Source organism: Methanosphaera sp. ISO3-F5 (assembly GCF_034480035.2).
In the GTDB taxonomy this organism is placed as follows: domain Archaea; phylum Methanobacteriota; class Methanobacteria; order Methanobacteriales; family Methanobacteriaceae; genus Methanosphaera.
Window position 1 is genome coordinate 1,141,191 of record NZ_CP118753.2, and the last position, 15,471, is coordinate 1,156,661.

The 15,471-nt window shown below is 28.3% G+C and carries 15 protein-coding genes; 7 read left to right on the plus strand and 8 right to left on the minus strand.

Going from position 1 to position 15,471, the window contains the following annotated elements; all coding sequences use genetic code 11:
* Nucleotides 1–2,096 precede the first annotated feature (2,096 nt).
* Entirely contained in the window at nt 2,097–3,209 is a 1,113-nt protein-coding gene (locus PXD04_RS16830) for an RNA-guided endonuclease TnpB family protein (protein ID WP_323735976.1), read from the plus strand.
* A 209-nt stretch (nt 3,210–3,418) separates the two neighbouring features.
* Here the strand turns inward: PXD04_RS16830 and PXD04_RS16835 are convergent, their stop codons facing one another.
* Both PXD04_RS16835 and PXD04_RS16840 read right to left on the minus strand, forming a co-directional pair.
* Nucleotides 3,419–4,300, minus strand: a complete 882-nt coding sequence (locus PXD04_RS16835) for an MATE family efflux transporter (RefSeq protein WP_323735977.1) — start codon at nt 4,298–4,300, stop codon at nt 3,419–3,421.
* On the minus strand, nt 4,297–4,785 hold the full coding sequence (locus PXD04_RS16840) for an MATE family efflux transporter (protein ID WP_323735978.1): 489 nt from the start codon (nt 4,783–4,785) through the stop codon (nt 4,297–4,299). Before PXD04_RS16840 ends, PXD04_RS16835 begins: the two co-directional genes overlap by 4 nt.
* Nucleotides 4,786–5,432: 647 nt before the next feature.
* On the opposite strand from PXD04_RS16840, the gene PXD04_RS16845 reads away from it, so the two are divergent.
* The 3 genes from PXD04_RS16845 to PXD04_RS16855 all read left to right on the plus strand — a co-directional run bounded on the left by PXD04_RS16845 (nt 5,433) and on the right by PXD04_RS16855 (nt 9,821).
* Nucleotides 5,433–7,310: an Ig-like domain repeat protein gene (locus PXD04_RS16845; protein ID WP_323735979.1), complete on the plus strand. Its 1,878-nt coding sequence runs from the start codon at nt 5,433–5,435 to the stop codon at nt 7,308–7,310.
* Between the two features lie 183 nt (nt 7,311–7,493).
* Nucleotides 7,494–9,152: an AAA family ATPase gene (locus PXD04_RS16850; RefSeq protein ID WP_323735980.1), complete on the plus strand. Its 1,659-nt coding sequence runs from the start codon at nt 7,494–7,496 to the stop codon at nt 9,150–9,152.
* Between the two features lie 198 nt (nt 9,153–9,350).
* The gene (locus PXD04_RS16855; protein ID WP_323735981.1) at nt 9,351–9,821 is read left to right on the plus strand and encodes a hypothetical protein; all 471 of its coding nucleotides are present in this window, start codon (nt 9,351–9,353) and stop codon (nt 9,819–9,821) included.
* A gap of 2 nt (nt 9,822–9,823) precedes the next feature.
* Here the strand turns inward: PXD04_RS16855 and PXD04_RS16860 are convergent, their stop codons facing one another.
* A complete protein-coding gene (locus PXD04_RS16860) occupies nt 9,824–10,240 on the minus strand; it encodes a hypothetical protein (RefSeq protein WP_323735982.1) in 417 nt (138 codons plus the stop codon).
* Nucleotides 10,241–10,323: 83 nt separating this feature from the next.
* Entirely contained in the window at nt 10,324–10,524 is a 201-nt protein-coding gene (locus PXD04_RS16865) for a hypothetical protein (protein ID WP_323735983.1), read from the minus strand.
* Nucleotides 10,525–10,628: 104 nt separating this feature from the next.
* Here PXD04_RS16865 and PXD04_RS16870 point away from each other — a divergent pair, with 104 nt between their 5' ends.
* Together PXD04_RS16870 and PXD04_RS16875 are read left to right on the plus strand one after the other, a co-directional pair.
* A complete protein-coding gene (locus tag PXD04_RS16870; RefSeq protein WP_323735984.1) occupies nt 10,629–11,396 on the plus strand; it encodes a hypothetical protein in 768 nt (255 codons plus the stop codon).
* Complete coding sequence (locus tag PXD04_RS16875) at nt 11,363–12,199, plus strand: NAD(+)/NADH kinase (protein WP_323737469.1); 837 nt, start codon at nt 11,363–11,365, stop codon at nt 12,197–12,199. Before PXD04_RS16870 ends, PXD04_RS16875 begins: the two co-directional genes overlap by 34 nt.
* Nucleotides 12,200–12,226: 27 nt before the next feature.
* On the opposite strand, the gene PXD04_RS16880 is transcribed toward PXD04_RS16875, so the two are convergent.
* From PXD04_RS16880 to PXD04_RS16895, 4 genes are all read right to left on the minus strand, one after another.
* Nucleotides 12,227–12,991, minus strand: coding sequence for a hypothetical protein (locus PXD04_RS16880; protein ID WP_323735985.1), 765 nt, complete (start codon nt 12,989–12,991; stop codon nt 12,227–12,229).
* Nucleotides 12,984–13,436, minus strand: coding sequence for a hypothetical protein (locus PXD04_RS16885; protein ID WP_323735986.1), 453 nt, complete (start codon nt 13,434–13,436; stop codon nt 12,984–12,986). Before PXD04_RS16885 ends, PXD04_RS16880 begins: the two co-directional genes overlap by 8 nt.
* A gap of 132 nt (nt 13,437–13,568) precedes the next feature.
* Complete coding sequence (locus PXD04_RS16890) at nt 13,569–14,279, minus strand: right-handed parallel beta-helix repeat-containing protein (protein WP_323737470.1); 711 nt, start codon at nt 14,277–14,279, stop codon at nt 13,569–13,571.
* Nucleotides 14,266–14,964 (minus strand): hypothetical protein, encoded by a 699-nt coding sequence (locus PXD04_RS16895; protein WP_323735987.1) that lies wholly within the window; start codon nt 14,962–14,964, stop codon nt 14,266–14,268. The genes PXD04_RS16890 and PXD04_RS16895 overlap by 14 nt, the downstream gene beginning before the upstream one ends.
* Before the next feature lie 208 nt (nt 14,965–15,172).
* Between PXD04_RS16895 and PXD04_RS16900 the strand changes: the two genes are divergently transcribed.
* Complete coding sequence (locus tag PXD04_RS16900) at nt 15,173–15,427, plus strand: histone (RefSeq protein WP_323737471.1); 255 nt, start codon at nt 15,173–15,175, stop codon at nt 15,425–15,427.
* The last annotated feature ends 44 nt before the right edge of the window (nt 15,428–15,471 follow it).

The following is a 15,471-nucleotide window of genomic DNA, read 5'->3' on the forward strand; positions in this document are numbered from 1 at the left end:
SWKTAAAYWSTWCTNWTKTMWMTWAATNRATAMWATYANRYATRWCTNWTGWATAWRYWSAGNGCARKTSAWWTRWWGANWYGRTAYCGWMWWTYTTWGWWWKKTKAKAWKMMTANWSWMAKAANAYMWWTMTYMRKSTWSWTKMAKKGTYANAGNMRTRTTKWAYGWWRAYRKYWYAKSGWWRMAKWCWWRWWYTMWGCAWANWWWSWTWWMWAMCKMTGNAARYTWTSTRWTWMRWRTWWRTKKTKTARWMGGWSWARTTCTGNWTTMTATACKYYATMKTNGNNGANAYAAMTCYTNANRMWCANSWTAWKGTRYCATTNNWWTWRYTAAMTTTGTAANNNNTNNAAGRWATWYWWTAWWWTCTTNWTMATCAKKKWCTNKKWMTWATYWKMWTKCGNATTMYYYKWARTKKMANNWWCKWMMWWSTWTTAKGKAYWKKWYTWTKMWKYMYTTAKTKWCWRYWTNNWTTTYANAAYGMSWATKRYTTAYRWWWATYCATATNRWYWKSATMCTRWTTKGYTAAANNWWKTMRCRKWMTWTKTTGNNYKWSRAGNTSTWYTAATNGYANWAWGAARTANSKAKYWTTSWWMYATNATGTTKANRMAKSATTNNWMYARTKANTYATNAKYYWMTGNMAYYMAYAANTKATNMTKWWWKCTANMATSGATRRTGKTTNNTWWRGYTNCRYYYWTTTKTMTANGANTGNYANARWKKARKWTCNCTANGWTRYTYTAANAWYSAWRCTMKYWYTTWTKAYYATWWTAKTWAKTKWAWMAKWTAWACATRWAATTNCNTWRYTMKTKGRAKRRTKWWWTWAKYRKCKRANYKRKASTNTWATWSSAKRWWTWTSKTTANGTWRTWGTMTNATTARTTAKYRTWWTSWTWGWMRTAKSTGCTRYWASTRAYGATNNWMCANTWAYANTTYATNNGWAAWTGTTKTAAWYRWTTSWRTACSTNWAYSARWKAAMYTAYCMWTWWYYWMTWTRAMTAATWYARSKWKTAAAYYWTSWMWWMTWWSSYWWRWAKMMKAWSMTSANAAYWYYARWAAAYYWAWTKKWTKYWATKSWTTWRATKANAMWGTNCTRGCWKRTGAANNAATGNKTAANCMAKTANYATKYWAKATMATNNAMCWRCWGNYRTWYTCGGNAGNWWAAWYWWWTTNANTAYATKWARWTAYWYTSATNKRAYANKAATASTNTTTKATNWATAWTWCRKAAAYWGNRATAWWSWRYWRKAYASKATTANTWTTRWRWACATGANTNAMRTSANRAYMACMAWAMYATYAYWWAAWGTTTWKKAWASWTRAYRTKATRYRAWRAWARWYAYYANAYYARAMAYAATANNWGAWWAATGRWCNAWWYSTMTANAMTKACYATNRYAKTAMYRMYTAWSWSKKTRWTKWWGGSTNTAASTKWAGYWKTWWYACATNWATAMYWTAGKWWWTSAKKWARAATYWCMCWTWKTNNTRSTWMAWRMTRTAATCGRSNTTANNNKCTTWTNRAATMAAANCAWGAASTTNTNGAWTANTAAKTWYRKMATWWKYKKTAWTMAWAMYRWYTACNTTKANTGKAAANNNGAKYYACNWTANYTWTWCTGNRTSKKSYRMMRGTWTANRTTANSSTWWYRRWMCAWMAATTNNSTMASATTNSACANNAAWWKTARMMMWYYWRTRMAWARWCWGANAAGANTTYATTNCMWWYTANSTRYWAYCRTATNSATNATGNNTANRYCWTCWRCNAAKARATTRATNNARYRTATRATNCNSWKSATRWRTWCTATNANCTNATWAYRTANWSAYRYAKTGNNMKTCWWWKAAMTMARMWTNNGACNATAKTYMTWWMWATRKMARTWWTRGTTTTGNSWRYMATATATAMTNMATANATNMCATCAWMWCTTWTWWWTANWAYKYMMARARRARKAWWMWTTAAMAAWWWTNNNATATANTCSKMCCNRWAGNWMAWCANATRMMTMAANNSTKAAWAGMAWTNACTTTTTATCAAAATATTTAAATACTATTATCAAATAATTATTAACTATACAATAAGTAATAATTTATTATCTATATTTAATATTTTATTATTTGGTGTATTTTTTTGAAAGTTGTTATGTATAAAAGTTTTGTTGTTCGTATCTATCCTGATGAGGTTCAGGAGAATTTTTTCACCAATCAGTTTGGTTGTTGTAGATTTGTTTTTAATACTTTTCTGGATGCCAAAAAGAAAGCATATACTGAAAATATGGAGTATTTGTCTTTTTATGATTGTTCAGCTATGTTAACTGAGCTAAAAAAGTCTAAAACTTGGTTAAAACGAGTTGATTCCACAGGTTTAATTGAATCATTGAAAAATTTAGAAAATGCATTTAACAGATTTTTTAACCAAATCAGCAAGTATCCACGCCATAAAAATAAATATAATCCAGTACAATCTTATAAAACCAATAATATCAATAACAATATCAGAATTAAGGACAAATTTATTCGTCTTCCTAAGGTAGGTTGGATCCGATTTCGTACCCATCAAAAGATAACTGGCCAAATACAATCTGTAACAGTTAAACAAAAAGCATCGGGCAAATATTTTATTTCTATTTTATGTAAAAATGTTATAAGACATATTTTTAAGAGTAATAATCGTAGTTGTGGTATAGATTTGGGAGTATCACGTTTTGTCACAATAAACACGGGCAAAATAATACAGTTCCCACAACAAAACAAAATCATACAATTAAATAATAAAATACGAAGATTACAAAGAAAACTATCCAAAAAAGAATTTAGCAGCAAAAACTATAATAAAATCAAAAAGAAAATAGCACAAACCTATGAAAAAATACATAACATACTAGACTATCACTTCTATAAGATAGCACAACAATTAACAGAAAAATATCAAGTAATCTGCATGGAAACACTAAACATCAAAGGTATGCTAAAAAACAGCAGACTATCCCGTAGTATACAAGAAAAATCATGGCACATGTTCACAAAAAATAATAGAACAAAAAGAGCATATGAACACGGACGAACACTAATACACATCGACCAATGGTACCCCTCCAGTAAAACATGCAACAACTGCCAATACTACAATGACAAGTTAAAACTCAACAACAGAACATGGACATGCCCACAATGTGGAAACACACATGACAGAGACATAAACGCAGCCAAAAACATACAACGAGAAGGATTAAAAAAAATATAATTATATAAACAAAGTATTTTATATGTGAACCGAGGGTTTCCCGGAGATCGCCTGTACCACTTACTATGCTTAGCATTAGCGGCAATTAGGCAGGAATCAAATGAAAAATACAATTACTCAATATGAGTGAGAATTGTATTATGATGAAGAAAGGAAAATATTGAAATAAAATATTTCCCTCTGTAAAAAAACTATATTTGGGTTATTACTCATATTTCTCTCAATGCAAGGTTTTCTACAGAGCCCATATATACTTCAAACACGATTAAAGAAATAATTGAACCTATACCTAAGCCTAATATAAATCCCATTAGCAGGCCATTTAATCCGAAATTAAGTGTAATACCAATTAAGTATGCGATTAATATTACAAGGAATAGTTCTCGTATAAATGTTAATAATAATGAGAGTGCACCTTTACCCATTGCCTGAAATACCATTGCACATACTCCACCTACTGGTGTAACTAATAAGAATAACAGGGTAACTCTTAATACATGAATAATCAAATGATAAAATTCCATATTGCTTTTATCAACAAACAATAATGCTATTTCCGGTGCAAAAGCAAATAACAGGACCGTGATTATTAATGAAATAATAAGACTAATCTTTATACCATAATGACAAGTTATTTTAACCTTTTCATATTCCTTTGCACCATATGCGACGCCGGCAACGGTTATTGCTGATGTTCCTATAGCTATACAAGGCATCATACCTAATTGTATGATAGAAAAGCTGACATTAAAAGCTGCTATTACATTAGTTCCCGCCACTATAACTAATAAGACATTAAGTATCATGTTAACTACTGATATGATAAACTCTTCTAAACTGGCTGGAACACCAACATTTAAAATTCCCCTAATTAAGGTAGGTTTAAACTTAAAATTACTGATTTCATAGTTCAGATAAGTGTTTTTCTTAATAAACAGCCAATAAATTGATACTAATGTTGGAATGATAGTAGATAATACTGTAGCAAGTGCTGCTCCTTTTAGTCCAAGATGGAATGTGTAAATGAATATGGGGTCCATTATAATATTCAATATGTCAACTGATGCCATTGAAAAAGTGGCCTTTTTCATATCTCCCTCAGTCTTAGTTGGCTGGAAAAGAGAATGTTGAACAGGAAAGCAAATGTGCCCAGTACTAATATAATTCCATAGTCACGAGTATATGCTATGATGGTATTTGCTCCCATAATAGACACTATCTGATCATAATATGGTAATATTATGGCAGGTATTAAGATGGATAATACTGAAACTATAATTATTGAGTGTAAAGCAGTGTTTGAGGCTTCATCATATTCATTAGAACCAATATGCCTTGATATTAATGAATTAGCACCTGCACCTATGCCATTACCAATACCGATGATAATCATAAATATTGGTGTTACAAATCCTATGGCAGCTAATGCATCTGTTCCTAAGCTTGCCACCCATATTCTGTCAATAATATGATTGAAACTTATTAAAAGTAATGAAAATATCATGGGTAATGCAATTTTAATTAATGCTTTTCTAGGATCTCCTCTTAGTATTTTTATATTTTTATTATCATCCAAATTCTATGTCTCCATATATTATATTAATATATATGCAATAAGAAATTATTAAATTATAATTCTTATCATTTTATTTACCTGAATGAGTATCATAGAATTTATTTATTTAATGTTGAACTTTTTGAATAATATTGTATTATCACAATCACAGTCAATAATAATTATTTATAGAAAAAAATATATTTTATTCAATTTTTAAATAAAATATTCTCTATTTTCTAAAAAAGAAATAGATTAATCTAAAATAGTTAAAACTAATATTCAATGCTTAAAAAATTTCTTTAAATTTATAAAAAGAGAATAAATAATGGTTATTTCTCTAAATAAAGTAAGATTAATAATAATTAATATAAAAAAGTCTAATACCATTACAATCAATATAAAAAACACAAATATTTTTATTAACATTATAAAAACATTAGTATAATCTTAAAATAATCCAAAACATTCTAAATAGTCTTTTATACCTTTAACATCTTCTAAATGGGTTTTAAAAATAAATTTTCTACAATACATTTATAAGTGATAAAAAACTTAACATATAACTAAGTTGAAAGTATTAAGACTTTTCGACAATTTAAGAAAAAAATACATTAAATCCAAATTATTATAAATAAGGAGGTTTTATAATTAAGGGTTATTATGGAATGATCTTATTACTCATTGCCATAGTAATGATGATAGGATCAGTAGCAGCAACTGACACTGCATCCAATGACACAATAACAACCAATAATAACGTAGCACAAGCTACACAAACAACAACCGATACACAGACAACATCAACAGATTCAAGCCAAACAAATGACATAACAAGCAAATCAATAACAAAAACTATCAGCAAAGAATCAGTTAAAAGTAGTTCAAGTACTGCTAAAACTACTTCGACAAGTAAGTCAAGTACAAAAACAAAAATAAATGACATAACAGCTACCCGAAATTCCAAAGTTACCTTCAAAGCCGTAGTAACAACAACAAGTGGAAAAAATGTACAGAGTGGAACTGTAACATTTAAATTAAATGGAAAAACAATAGGAAAATCCAAAGTATCAAAGGGTAGTGCTAAACTAACATATACATTACCATCAAAATTGAATGATATAAAATACACTATAACAGCAGCATACAATGGTAACTCTAAATACACTGAATCAAGTAATAAATGTGTATTAAAACTTAAATCTAACCTGGCAACAAAAGTAACAGTTAAAGATATCACTTCAGTACAAGGAGATACAACAACACTAAAAGCAGTTGTAACAACATCTGATGGAAAATATGTGCAGACAGGAAAAGTAGCATTTAAAATTAATGGAAAAACAGTTGGTACAGCAAGTGTATCAAATGGTGGAGCAAAACTAAAGTACACCATACCAAACAGTTATAAAGATAAACAATATACTATTACAGTAGTATATGGTAAAAACGAATATTATAATGGAGCAAAATCAACAGGATTATTAAAACTCACAGCAAAACATAATCCAGCAATAATTATAAGCTCAAATTCAGCCATAGCTGGTCAAACAACAACATTAACCGCTAAAATTACCTCAAAAACAGGGGTAGCAATTAGTGGAGGAAAAGTTGTTTATAAATTAAATGATAAAACAATAGGTTCAACCACATTATCTGGTGGTGTTGCAAAAATCACATACTCAATACCATCAAGTTGGAGTGGTAACTATAAATTATCAGTAGTCTATGAAGGATATGGGAAATATAATCCTGCTGAAGAAAGTTCAACATTCAAGGTCATAAAACCTGTAACTAGTAAAGTTACTATTGATACAACAAGTGCATACTCAGGAGAGTCAATAACATTCACTGCCAGAATCACTGATTCATCAGGAAATAAGATTAGTGGTGGTAAAGCAGCTTTTAAAATAAATGGTAAAACCATAGGCAGAGTTAGTGTAACCGGTGGTGTTGCAAAACTAACATATAAAATACCATCAAGCTGGAATGAAAACTATAAAATAACAGTTGTATATGGTGGACATGGAAAATATACTAAAGCATCAGCAACAACTTCTTTAACAGTATCCAAAAAAGGAAAAATTGTTGTACCTGCAGGATACTCAAGTTATGTTAAATCAACAAGTAATTGTCAAGTATCCAATAGTAAAATTAAAAGTTTAGCAGCATCTTTAACTTCTGGAAGTTCAAATGCACTTTCAGCAGCAAAAAGTATATTTAATTATGTGCGTGATAAAATATCATACACCTTATACTATAATACTAGGGCTGGTGCAGTTGGAACACTTAACAGAAAATATGGAAACTGTGTGGATCAAACACACTTATTAAATGCTCTTATGAGGGCAAGTAATATTCCTGCACGTTATTGTCATGCTACCTGTTCATTTAGAAGTGGTCTGGTAACAGGTCACGTATGGTCTGAAGTATATGTGAATGGTAGATGGTATAAATGTGATACTACTTCACGTAGTAACGGTTTTAACAATATTGTTAACTGGCGTTATTCAACTACTGTTAGAAGATACATTTCATTACCGTTCTAATATTTAGGGTTCATGCAATTTTTTTTAACCTTCAAAATTTTATCTTTTTTTATATTTTTTATCATATAATATAATTCCAAGAATTTCTTTTATTATTCTTTATAATATTATCCCCAATAAAAAAACTATAATAATATATAATTAACATGATAAACATTTACTTATAAAAGGGGATAATAGAAAATGACTAATTTTGACAAAGAATTATGTGATCTATTAAGAGCAAGATTTCCATACATACAAGTCTCAACATATGAAGAAGAACGACTAATTAACGAAGTTAAACGAATAGTTTCAACACCAGAATTAATACATACAGTAAGAAATGTATACATTTGGAAGTCATCCGAAGGATTCAGAGACGAAAATGGATTTATCATAGAAGACACACAGGAAAAAACATCAGCATTAAATTATGTAAAAAACTATGAAGGACCAGCAATATTCATATTCCTAGACTTTCATGTATTCTGTGAACAAATTAATGGAATCCTTGACTATAATATCATAAGAAACTTGAAAGATTTAATGCCTAATCTTAAACAAAGTTTACAACCCAAAAATATAATATTTGTATCTCCAACATTTAATGTTCCCGATGACCTTAAAAAAGATATTACAGTAATGGACTTTGAACTTCCAACAGCTGAAGAAATAGAGGAAGTTCTAGACGAAATTATTGAAGCCAATGCTGGCGGAAATTTAATCATTAACTTAAACGAAAAAGACAAGGAATCTCTTGTTAAGGCCGCAATAGGATTAACATTACAAGAAGCAGAAAATGCATTTGCAAGGGCAATGGTAGATAATGGTTCACTCAGTGGGGAGGATGTGGATCTTATTCTGAAAGAAAAAAGTCAGGTAATTAAGAAGAATGATTTGCTTGAATATATTGATTCAAAAGTAAATATTGAAGATGTTGGTGGATTGGAAAATCTTAAAAATTGGCTGAAAAAACGTGACAAGTCATGGTTATCTTCTGCAAAAAAATATGGTTTACCATCACCACGTGGTGTTTTATTAACAGGAGTACCTGGATGTGGTAAGAGTTTAATAGCTAAGAGCATATCCTCTATGTGGCATTTGCCATTACTACGTTTTGATGTTTCAAAAGTATTTAATAAGTTTGTTGGTAATAGTGAAGCTAACATGAGGGAAGCTATAAAAACAGCAGAAGCTATTAGTCCATGTATCTTATGGATTGATGAGATTGAAAAGGGTTTCAGTGGTTTAGGTAATAGTGGTGATAGTGGTACTAGTAGCCGTATTTTCGGTACCTTCTTAAGCTGGATGCAGGAGAAAACTAAGCCCGTATTTGTTGTTGCTACTGCTAATAATATACATGGATTGCCATCTGAGATGATGAGAAAGGGACGATTTGATGAAATTTTCTTCATTGATTTACCTACTTTTAATGAGAGAAAACAAATATTTAAGGTTCACCTGGAGACTCGTATTAAGGATCCCTCTGTTATTGGTGATTTTATAATTGATGATGCTACATTGAATCATTTGGCTGGTTTAACTGAAGGTTTTGGTGGTGCAGAAATTGAGCAGATAGTTATTATGGGATTATTTGATGCATTTGCTGATGATAGAAGTATTACTATGGTGGACTTTGAGAATGCTGTTAAAAATACTGTTCCTTTAAGTATTACTCAGGCAGAACAGATTAGAGCTATCAGGGAATGGGCTGATGTTCGTGCTGTTGCAGCTACATCTCAGGTTGATAGAAAAGAGTATAATGATAGTCATGTTGAATTTGATAATCCTGGTGATGAGGGTGGTGATGATTCATCGGATATTAATGAGTCTAGGGGTGGAAGAACTTTAGACTTTTAATAATATATTTTTTTAAACATAATGGAATAAATTAAGAAAAAATATAAATACTATATATTCCTAAATAATATAAATAAAGTAAGTATATGATAAAAATTATTGATTTTATAAAAAAAATAGTGTTAATAAACATTATTACAAGTTTTTATGGAATTAAATAAATCATATAATTATATAAAATAATCCAAGGTGGATACTATGATTTTAAACTTAGAATATGTAGATGTATTAGATATAGATGGAATGAAAAAAATTCGAAACGATATAGGATTAATATACCTGGATGATGATGGAGTATACAAAACCGCAAGAATGGATTTTAAAGAAAACTTTGGAACTTTAGAGCATTATATGAAAACATCATATGAATTAGTACCTATCAAAGAATTTAACGAAAAAGAATTAAAAATTATGGAAGAAGATAATTTTGAAGGAAAATTCATTTATAAAATAGTACTAGAAAATGGTGAAGTATTAACCCATGAATACACATTTATGGGAATAGACGAAGATAATTTTGATGTAGTACCTACTAAAATTCCCGTAAAAAATAAGTATACAGTAGATCCAACAAAAATAACTATCACTAAATGGTATTATCTAAAAAATAAGAATAACATAGAATATGTTACATTAAAAGAATTAACAGAAAATATGGAAAAAGAATAGAATTAAAAATTAAATGATTTTGAATAAGCTTTATTCATTGAAGTCTTATTCACACCATCCACTTCTCTAACACTCCGGGTATAAATTACTATATCAACACGTGAAACATTAGTATCCTCTGATAAATTTATATTATTATTGATCGGAAAACTTCCCATGTTCACATGGTCCAGCGTATTGCTGCCATTAGCTATTGTTTGATTGTTATCTGAATAAAGAAGGTATTGACATTCAACATGATTAAAATGTCTGCCAACCAGTAAATTGTAGGTTAAGTTATATGTACCTGGTTTATTAGTATCTTCTTTTAAACTGCAATCGGTCAATGTAAAACCTGAGTGGTCAGCTAATGCAAATACTAATACTGCTAAAATAGTAGTTATAATAATAACCATTGTTGATATAGTGCTTTGTTTCATAATATCACATACATACTAGTATATAATATTATGTTTAATCTTTAATATACTTGTTTTCAACAATGCAAACTTCTTAAGATTTTTTATTCACTTACTTTTTTTTCAGCTTTCACATAATAATTGAACATTTCTTCATCATTTAATTCTTTTATTTCTTCTAAACTCTTATCCTCTTTTAGCATCCTCACACATTCAAATATTACTTCAACATTTTCTACTTCACATAATGATTTAATGTAGTCAGATAATGATTTTTCATGTTCATAGTTTATTTCACATACCATAATATCAACTCATATTATACACTATGTAAACATTATATTATTAAAGTTTTTAATCATTTAACTACAAAGATAATACTATAATAATAGTTAAGGGAATAATTTTTATGGCAGGCATAATATTAGATGATAAAGAACATGCATTAGAAAGAATAGAATACATTAAAAGTTTAAACTATACTGATAAGGAGTATAAGAAAAATCTGCGTAAACACATGTTCAAGTATAAAACAAGGGCAAACGGTATTCTAATTAAAAGAATGACTGCTGAACAGGAACTGTTCATGTTTGAAACATATGGCTATAAAAACTTGGAAAAATATGCATTAGACATACTTGAACAGAATATCCAGTATTGTAATGTTCTAGAGCAGGACACACATTCAAAACAAATAGAAAAAACAATAGAATACATGGAAGAAAGCAATAATAAGGAATACTTATTATCATTAAAAGATTTTGCTACAAAAACTGCATACAATTGGTACATACCAGTAGATAGGTTAATCAATTGGATTGACTGTTATATGATACAAAGAGATGTATTCTTTGAGTATGCATCTAATGAACAAACACTACTCTTTGCACCTAACTATTTCACAGATAGTGTGCTTTTAATGATGGTTGAAACCGATAATATTGAAGAAGACTATGAAGCAGACATAGATACAATAGTTAATGTATATGATACGCTTGTAAAAGGAATAAGCAAAATACTAGAAGAATTACCAGAAGAACAAATGATAGAAAACTTATTCACAATAAGTGACGAAAAAAAGGAAGAAAACAGTAAAATTATCAGCCAACTAGCAAAAGACTATTACAATTACATAGAAGAATCATCAGACGAAGAAGAAACAGAAACAGGAAACTAAAGAAAAGAAAATATGATAATATGAGGATATATATCAACACAGACAAAAACAAGGAACTAGCAATTAAAACAAAAAAAGAACTAATAAAAGCATGCAATGAATTAAAAATAACAGTCACAGATAACCCCCAATATGCAGACTTAATATGTTCCATAGGTGGTGACGGAACTTTCCTATCCTCATCACAACTCTCCAAGGGATGTCCAATAATAGGAATAAACTGTGGAACACTAGGATACCTGACAGATGTAAACCCACAAGAAATCAGAAAAGCATTATCAGATATAAAAGAAGGAAAATATTATATTGAAGAAAGAATGATGCTCGAAGGAGAAATAACAAGAGCAAATGATGAAAAAATCAGTATACCCCCAGCACTAAACGAAATTTCCATCTCAAAGAATACATTAGGAGTAATTAAATTTGACACAATAATAAACGAAAAACTAATAAACTCCTACACCGCAGATGGAATAATAATATGCACACCAACAGGATCAACAGCATACAACTTATCATGTGGAGGACCAATAGTAGAACCAACAGCACAAATAATCACCCTCACACCCATAGCTCCACACACAATAATCAACAGGAGCATAATCTTATCAGAAAATTCAACCATTAAAATCAGGATAAATGAAATAAGAAACAAAAAATCAGCATACGTATTATATGATGGAAAACCAATAGAAATCCGAACAGGAGACACTGTCTGTATAAGAAAATCAAAACAAGTAACTAAGATAATAAAATTAAATTGGCAAAGTTTCATAGAAACAATAAGAAACACAATAAAATAAGAAAAATGGGAAAAAATATGTGGGGGGTTAGAATGATTGGGTACCACTTGATGGTTCAAGACTAACAGACCTAGAATCAAGCTCATTTCCCTGAGAATCATATATTGTAACTATACAATTACTTGGATACAATTCATAACTATCTGCAGCAGGTAATGTAATATATCCTGATGAATCAACAGTTTTAGCAACTAGCCGACCACTGTTTAAGTTACTGCCATCACGACTGTACAATGTACTCATTTTAACGTTTTCACCGGCATATTCAGAACCTACATATACTGTACAAACACTTTTATCCTTCGTTCCACTACCAGTACTTATAGTTCCGGATAATATTTTCATATTACTTACATCACTAGTTGCTTTTTCAACTGGAGCTGTATTTTCGGTATTATTGTTTTCATTAACTGGTATGGTGTTTGTATCGTTATTATCTGTGTTGTTGATAATAGTATTGTTATTAATTGTATTGTTTGTATTGTTTGTATTATTATGGGTCGAGTTATTTTGCATTTCATTAATTATATTAGTATAATTATTGGATGAATTATCCGTAATATTCACATCTATTATTCCAATAAAACTGGTTGCATTAATTGGAATTATTAACTGTGGAGTGCCATGCTGTGAATCCACCGCATTAAATGCATCATTAGCTGCACTGGAAACTTCCTGTGAAGCAATTATATTAGCTCCTAATGGTACTAGAAATAATAGGATAATTACGCCAATTATTGTTCCAAGTAACAGTTTTAAACCATAATTACTATCTCCACCAATACTATCCATTTAAATTACCCCTATTAATATTGTTGAAATTATTATTATAATTCATATTATTATTTAAGTTCTGATTAAATCTTATAAGAACATCATAAGGCTTACTTACATAATAATAAACAATAATTAATGCCATTATGATTGCAAGAATTATTAAGAAAATGCCTATATACTGTAAATATCTAATAGCAAGAAGAATACTGAAAAGATTTAATGGTAGCACTAAATCTGTGATTCTTAAAACATCAACTACTAATCCTGTTAGAAAAGTTATTGCCCCAATTAATGACACAAGTAATAATACATGTACTATTATAGGACCAAAATTCTTTTTAATTAGTCTTGTTTGATATTGAGCTGAAGAAGAATTATCTATTTTAAATCCATTCATCTGGTAATAATTCAGATTTTGATTATATTCCTCCATATTATTAGCATTGATTATAATACTCATGTTATCACTCAACTAAAAAAATTTTATTATTAGTTAAATAATAATATGTACTCTGATAAGATAAATAGGTTAGCTTTTAGTACATAATTGATGATAAGGAAAATAATTTAAAAAAAGTTAAGGAAAATGTGATTAAATGAAATTTGTTACACCTTTTATACCATTTCCCTCTTCATTCGGCACATCAGAATTATAAAAGTTTTCATCATCATACTTTGAATGTAAACTACCATCATAACTAGTATTTAATGTATTATTACCTACACTTAGAACACCATTCACATCATTAAATACTATTAATCCACGTAAATGATTTCCCTCAATACTATTGTTGAATTTATTATCTTTTATTGATATATTTCCAAGATTATTGTATATGACCCCACCACGTGAATAATTACCAATGAGTACATTATTGAATTCATTATTCTCTATTTTAACTGTGGCATTACGATTAAATATTACTCCACCCTTACTACAAGTGGATATGGATGTAGGATCAGGGTTGATGTTAATATTTTCAACTTTATTATCTGTGAATTCCATGTTTCCTATTTCATGATATAATATTCCACCTCTTAATTCACCTTTTGTTGTATCATTGATGAATTCGTTTCCGGAGATTTGAATGTCTGCTTCGTAATTATCTATTAATCCTCCTCGTATTACTCCTTCTTCGTCCATATGGTTGTCTATAAATTTGTTGTTAATTATGCGAGTATTTGTCTGGTTGAATGAATGTATGCAGCGTCCTGTATTGTTTATAAACTGGTTATTTTCGATAGTGTTATTTCCATAGGATACCATGTATACTATTGAGGTTTTATCATTATTTGTTTGTATTTGCTATATTTTCTTTAAATATGCAGTCTTTAATTGTTATTGATCCACCAAATTCTCCATTACTCCAGATAGCACCACCAAGTTCATCAACTGTATTATTTATGAATGTGCATCCTATGATATGGCCAGTACCTCTATTTGTTACTGCACTACCCTTGTTTTTTCCGTAATTGTTGATAAAACTACAATTTTTCATATATAATTCTGATGCAGTTATCATGGTAATTCCACTTGATGAATTAGTATTTACTGGTACTGTATTTTGAACGGTTAAGTCTTTTATTTTAAGATTAGAGTATGCTTTCATGAATTGTTGTTTATTATTTCCATCTATTATATGATTATTACCATTTATTGTGTATTGAGCATCATTATGATAATTTCCGCAGGTAATGGTGTCTGTTATATTATAATCTCCATCATTTAGGTTAAATATGTAGGATTTATTCTCTTTTTTTGATGTTTTTTCTATTTCTTTCTTTAATTCATCATAATTATTAACTTCTATAGTTACAACTTCAGATCTGTCTTCTGGTTCATAGTTATCTTTTGTTTCTAGTCCCACTATTGCTTTAACATTATTGATTTTTTCATTTATCTTGTTGTCTTGAATAGTTATGGCTGTGAAAGCAGTAACTGTTAATAAAATTATGAGAAATATTATGAGATAAACTCTTTTCCTCATAATTAATATGCCCCTCCGTGTATTGTATAATTATTTATAGGTTTATTATCCTTTATATGTATTTGTATCTGCTTATTATTATTTTTTTGTTTTAGTATAATGCTTTGAGTGCTTGTTATTTGTATTTGCAGATGATTAACTTGTAATTATAAAAATATATATACTTCTAAAGATATAAATAACAATTAATATATCTATAAAAACTGATATTCACAAAAAAATTATAAAAAAAAMCAAAAAAAAGAGTGAACATATGACCAAATTACCATTAACACCATTAGGAAGAATTATAAAAAAAGGCGGAGCAAAAAGAGTAAGTAAAAGTGCAGAAGAAGCACTATCAGACTACCTAGAAGACATATCACAAGACATAACAATACTCGCACTAGAAAATGCAAAAAAAGAAGGAAGAAAAACCCTAAAATCACAAGACATAGAAGCAGCATACAACGACTTATTCTAAAACAACCAAAATAACTTCATAAATAAAAAAACAAACAGTATTTA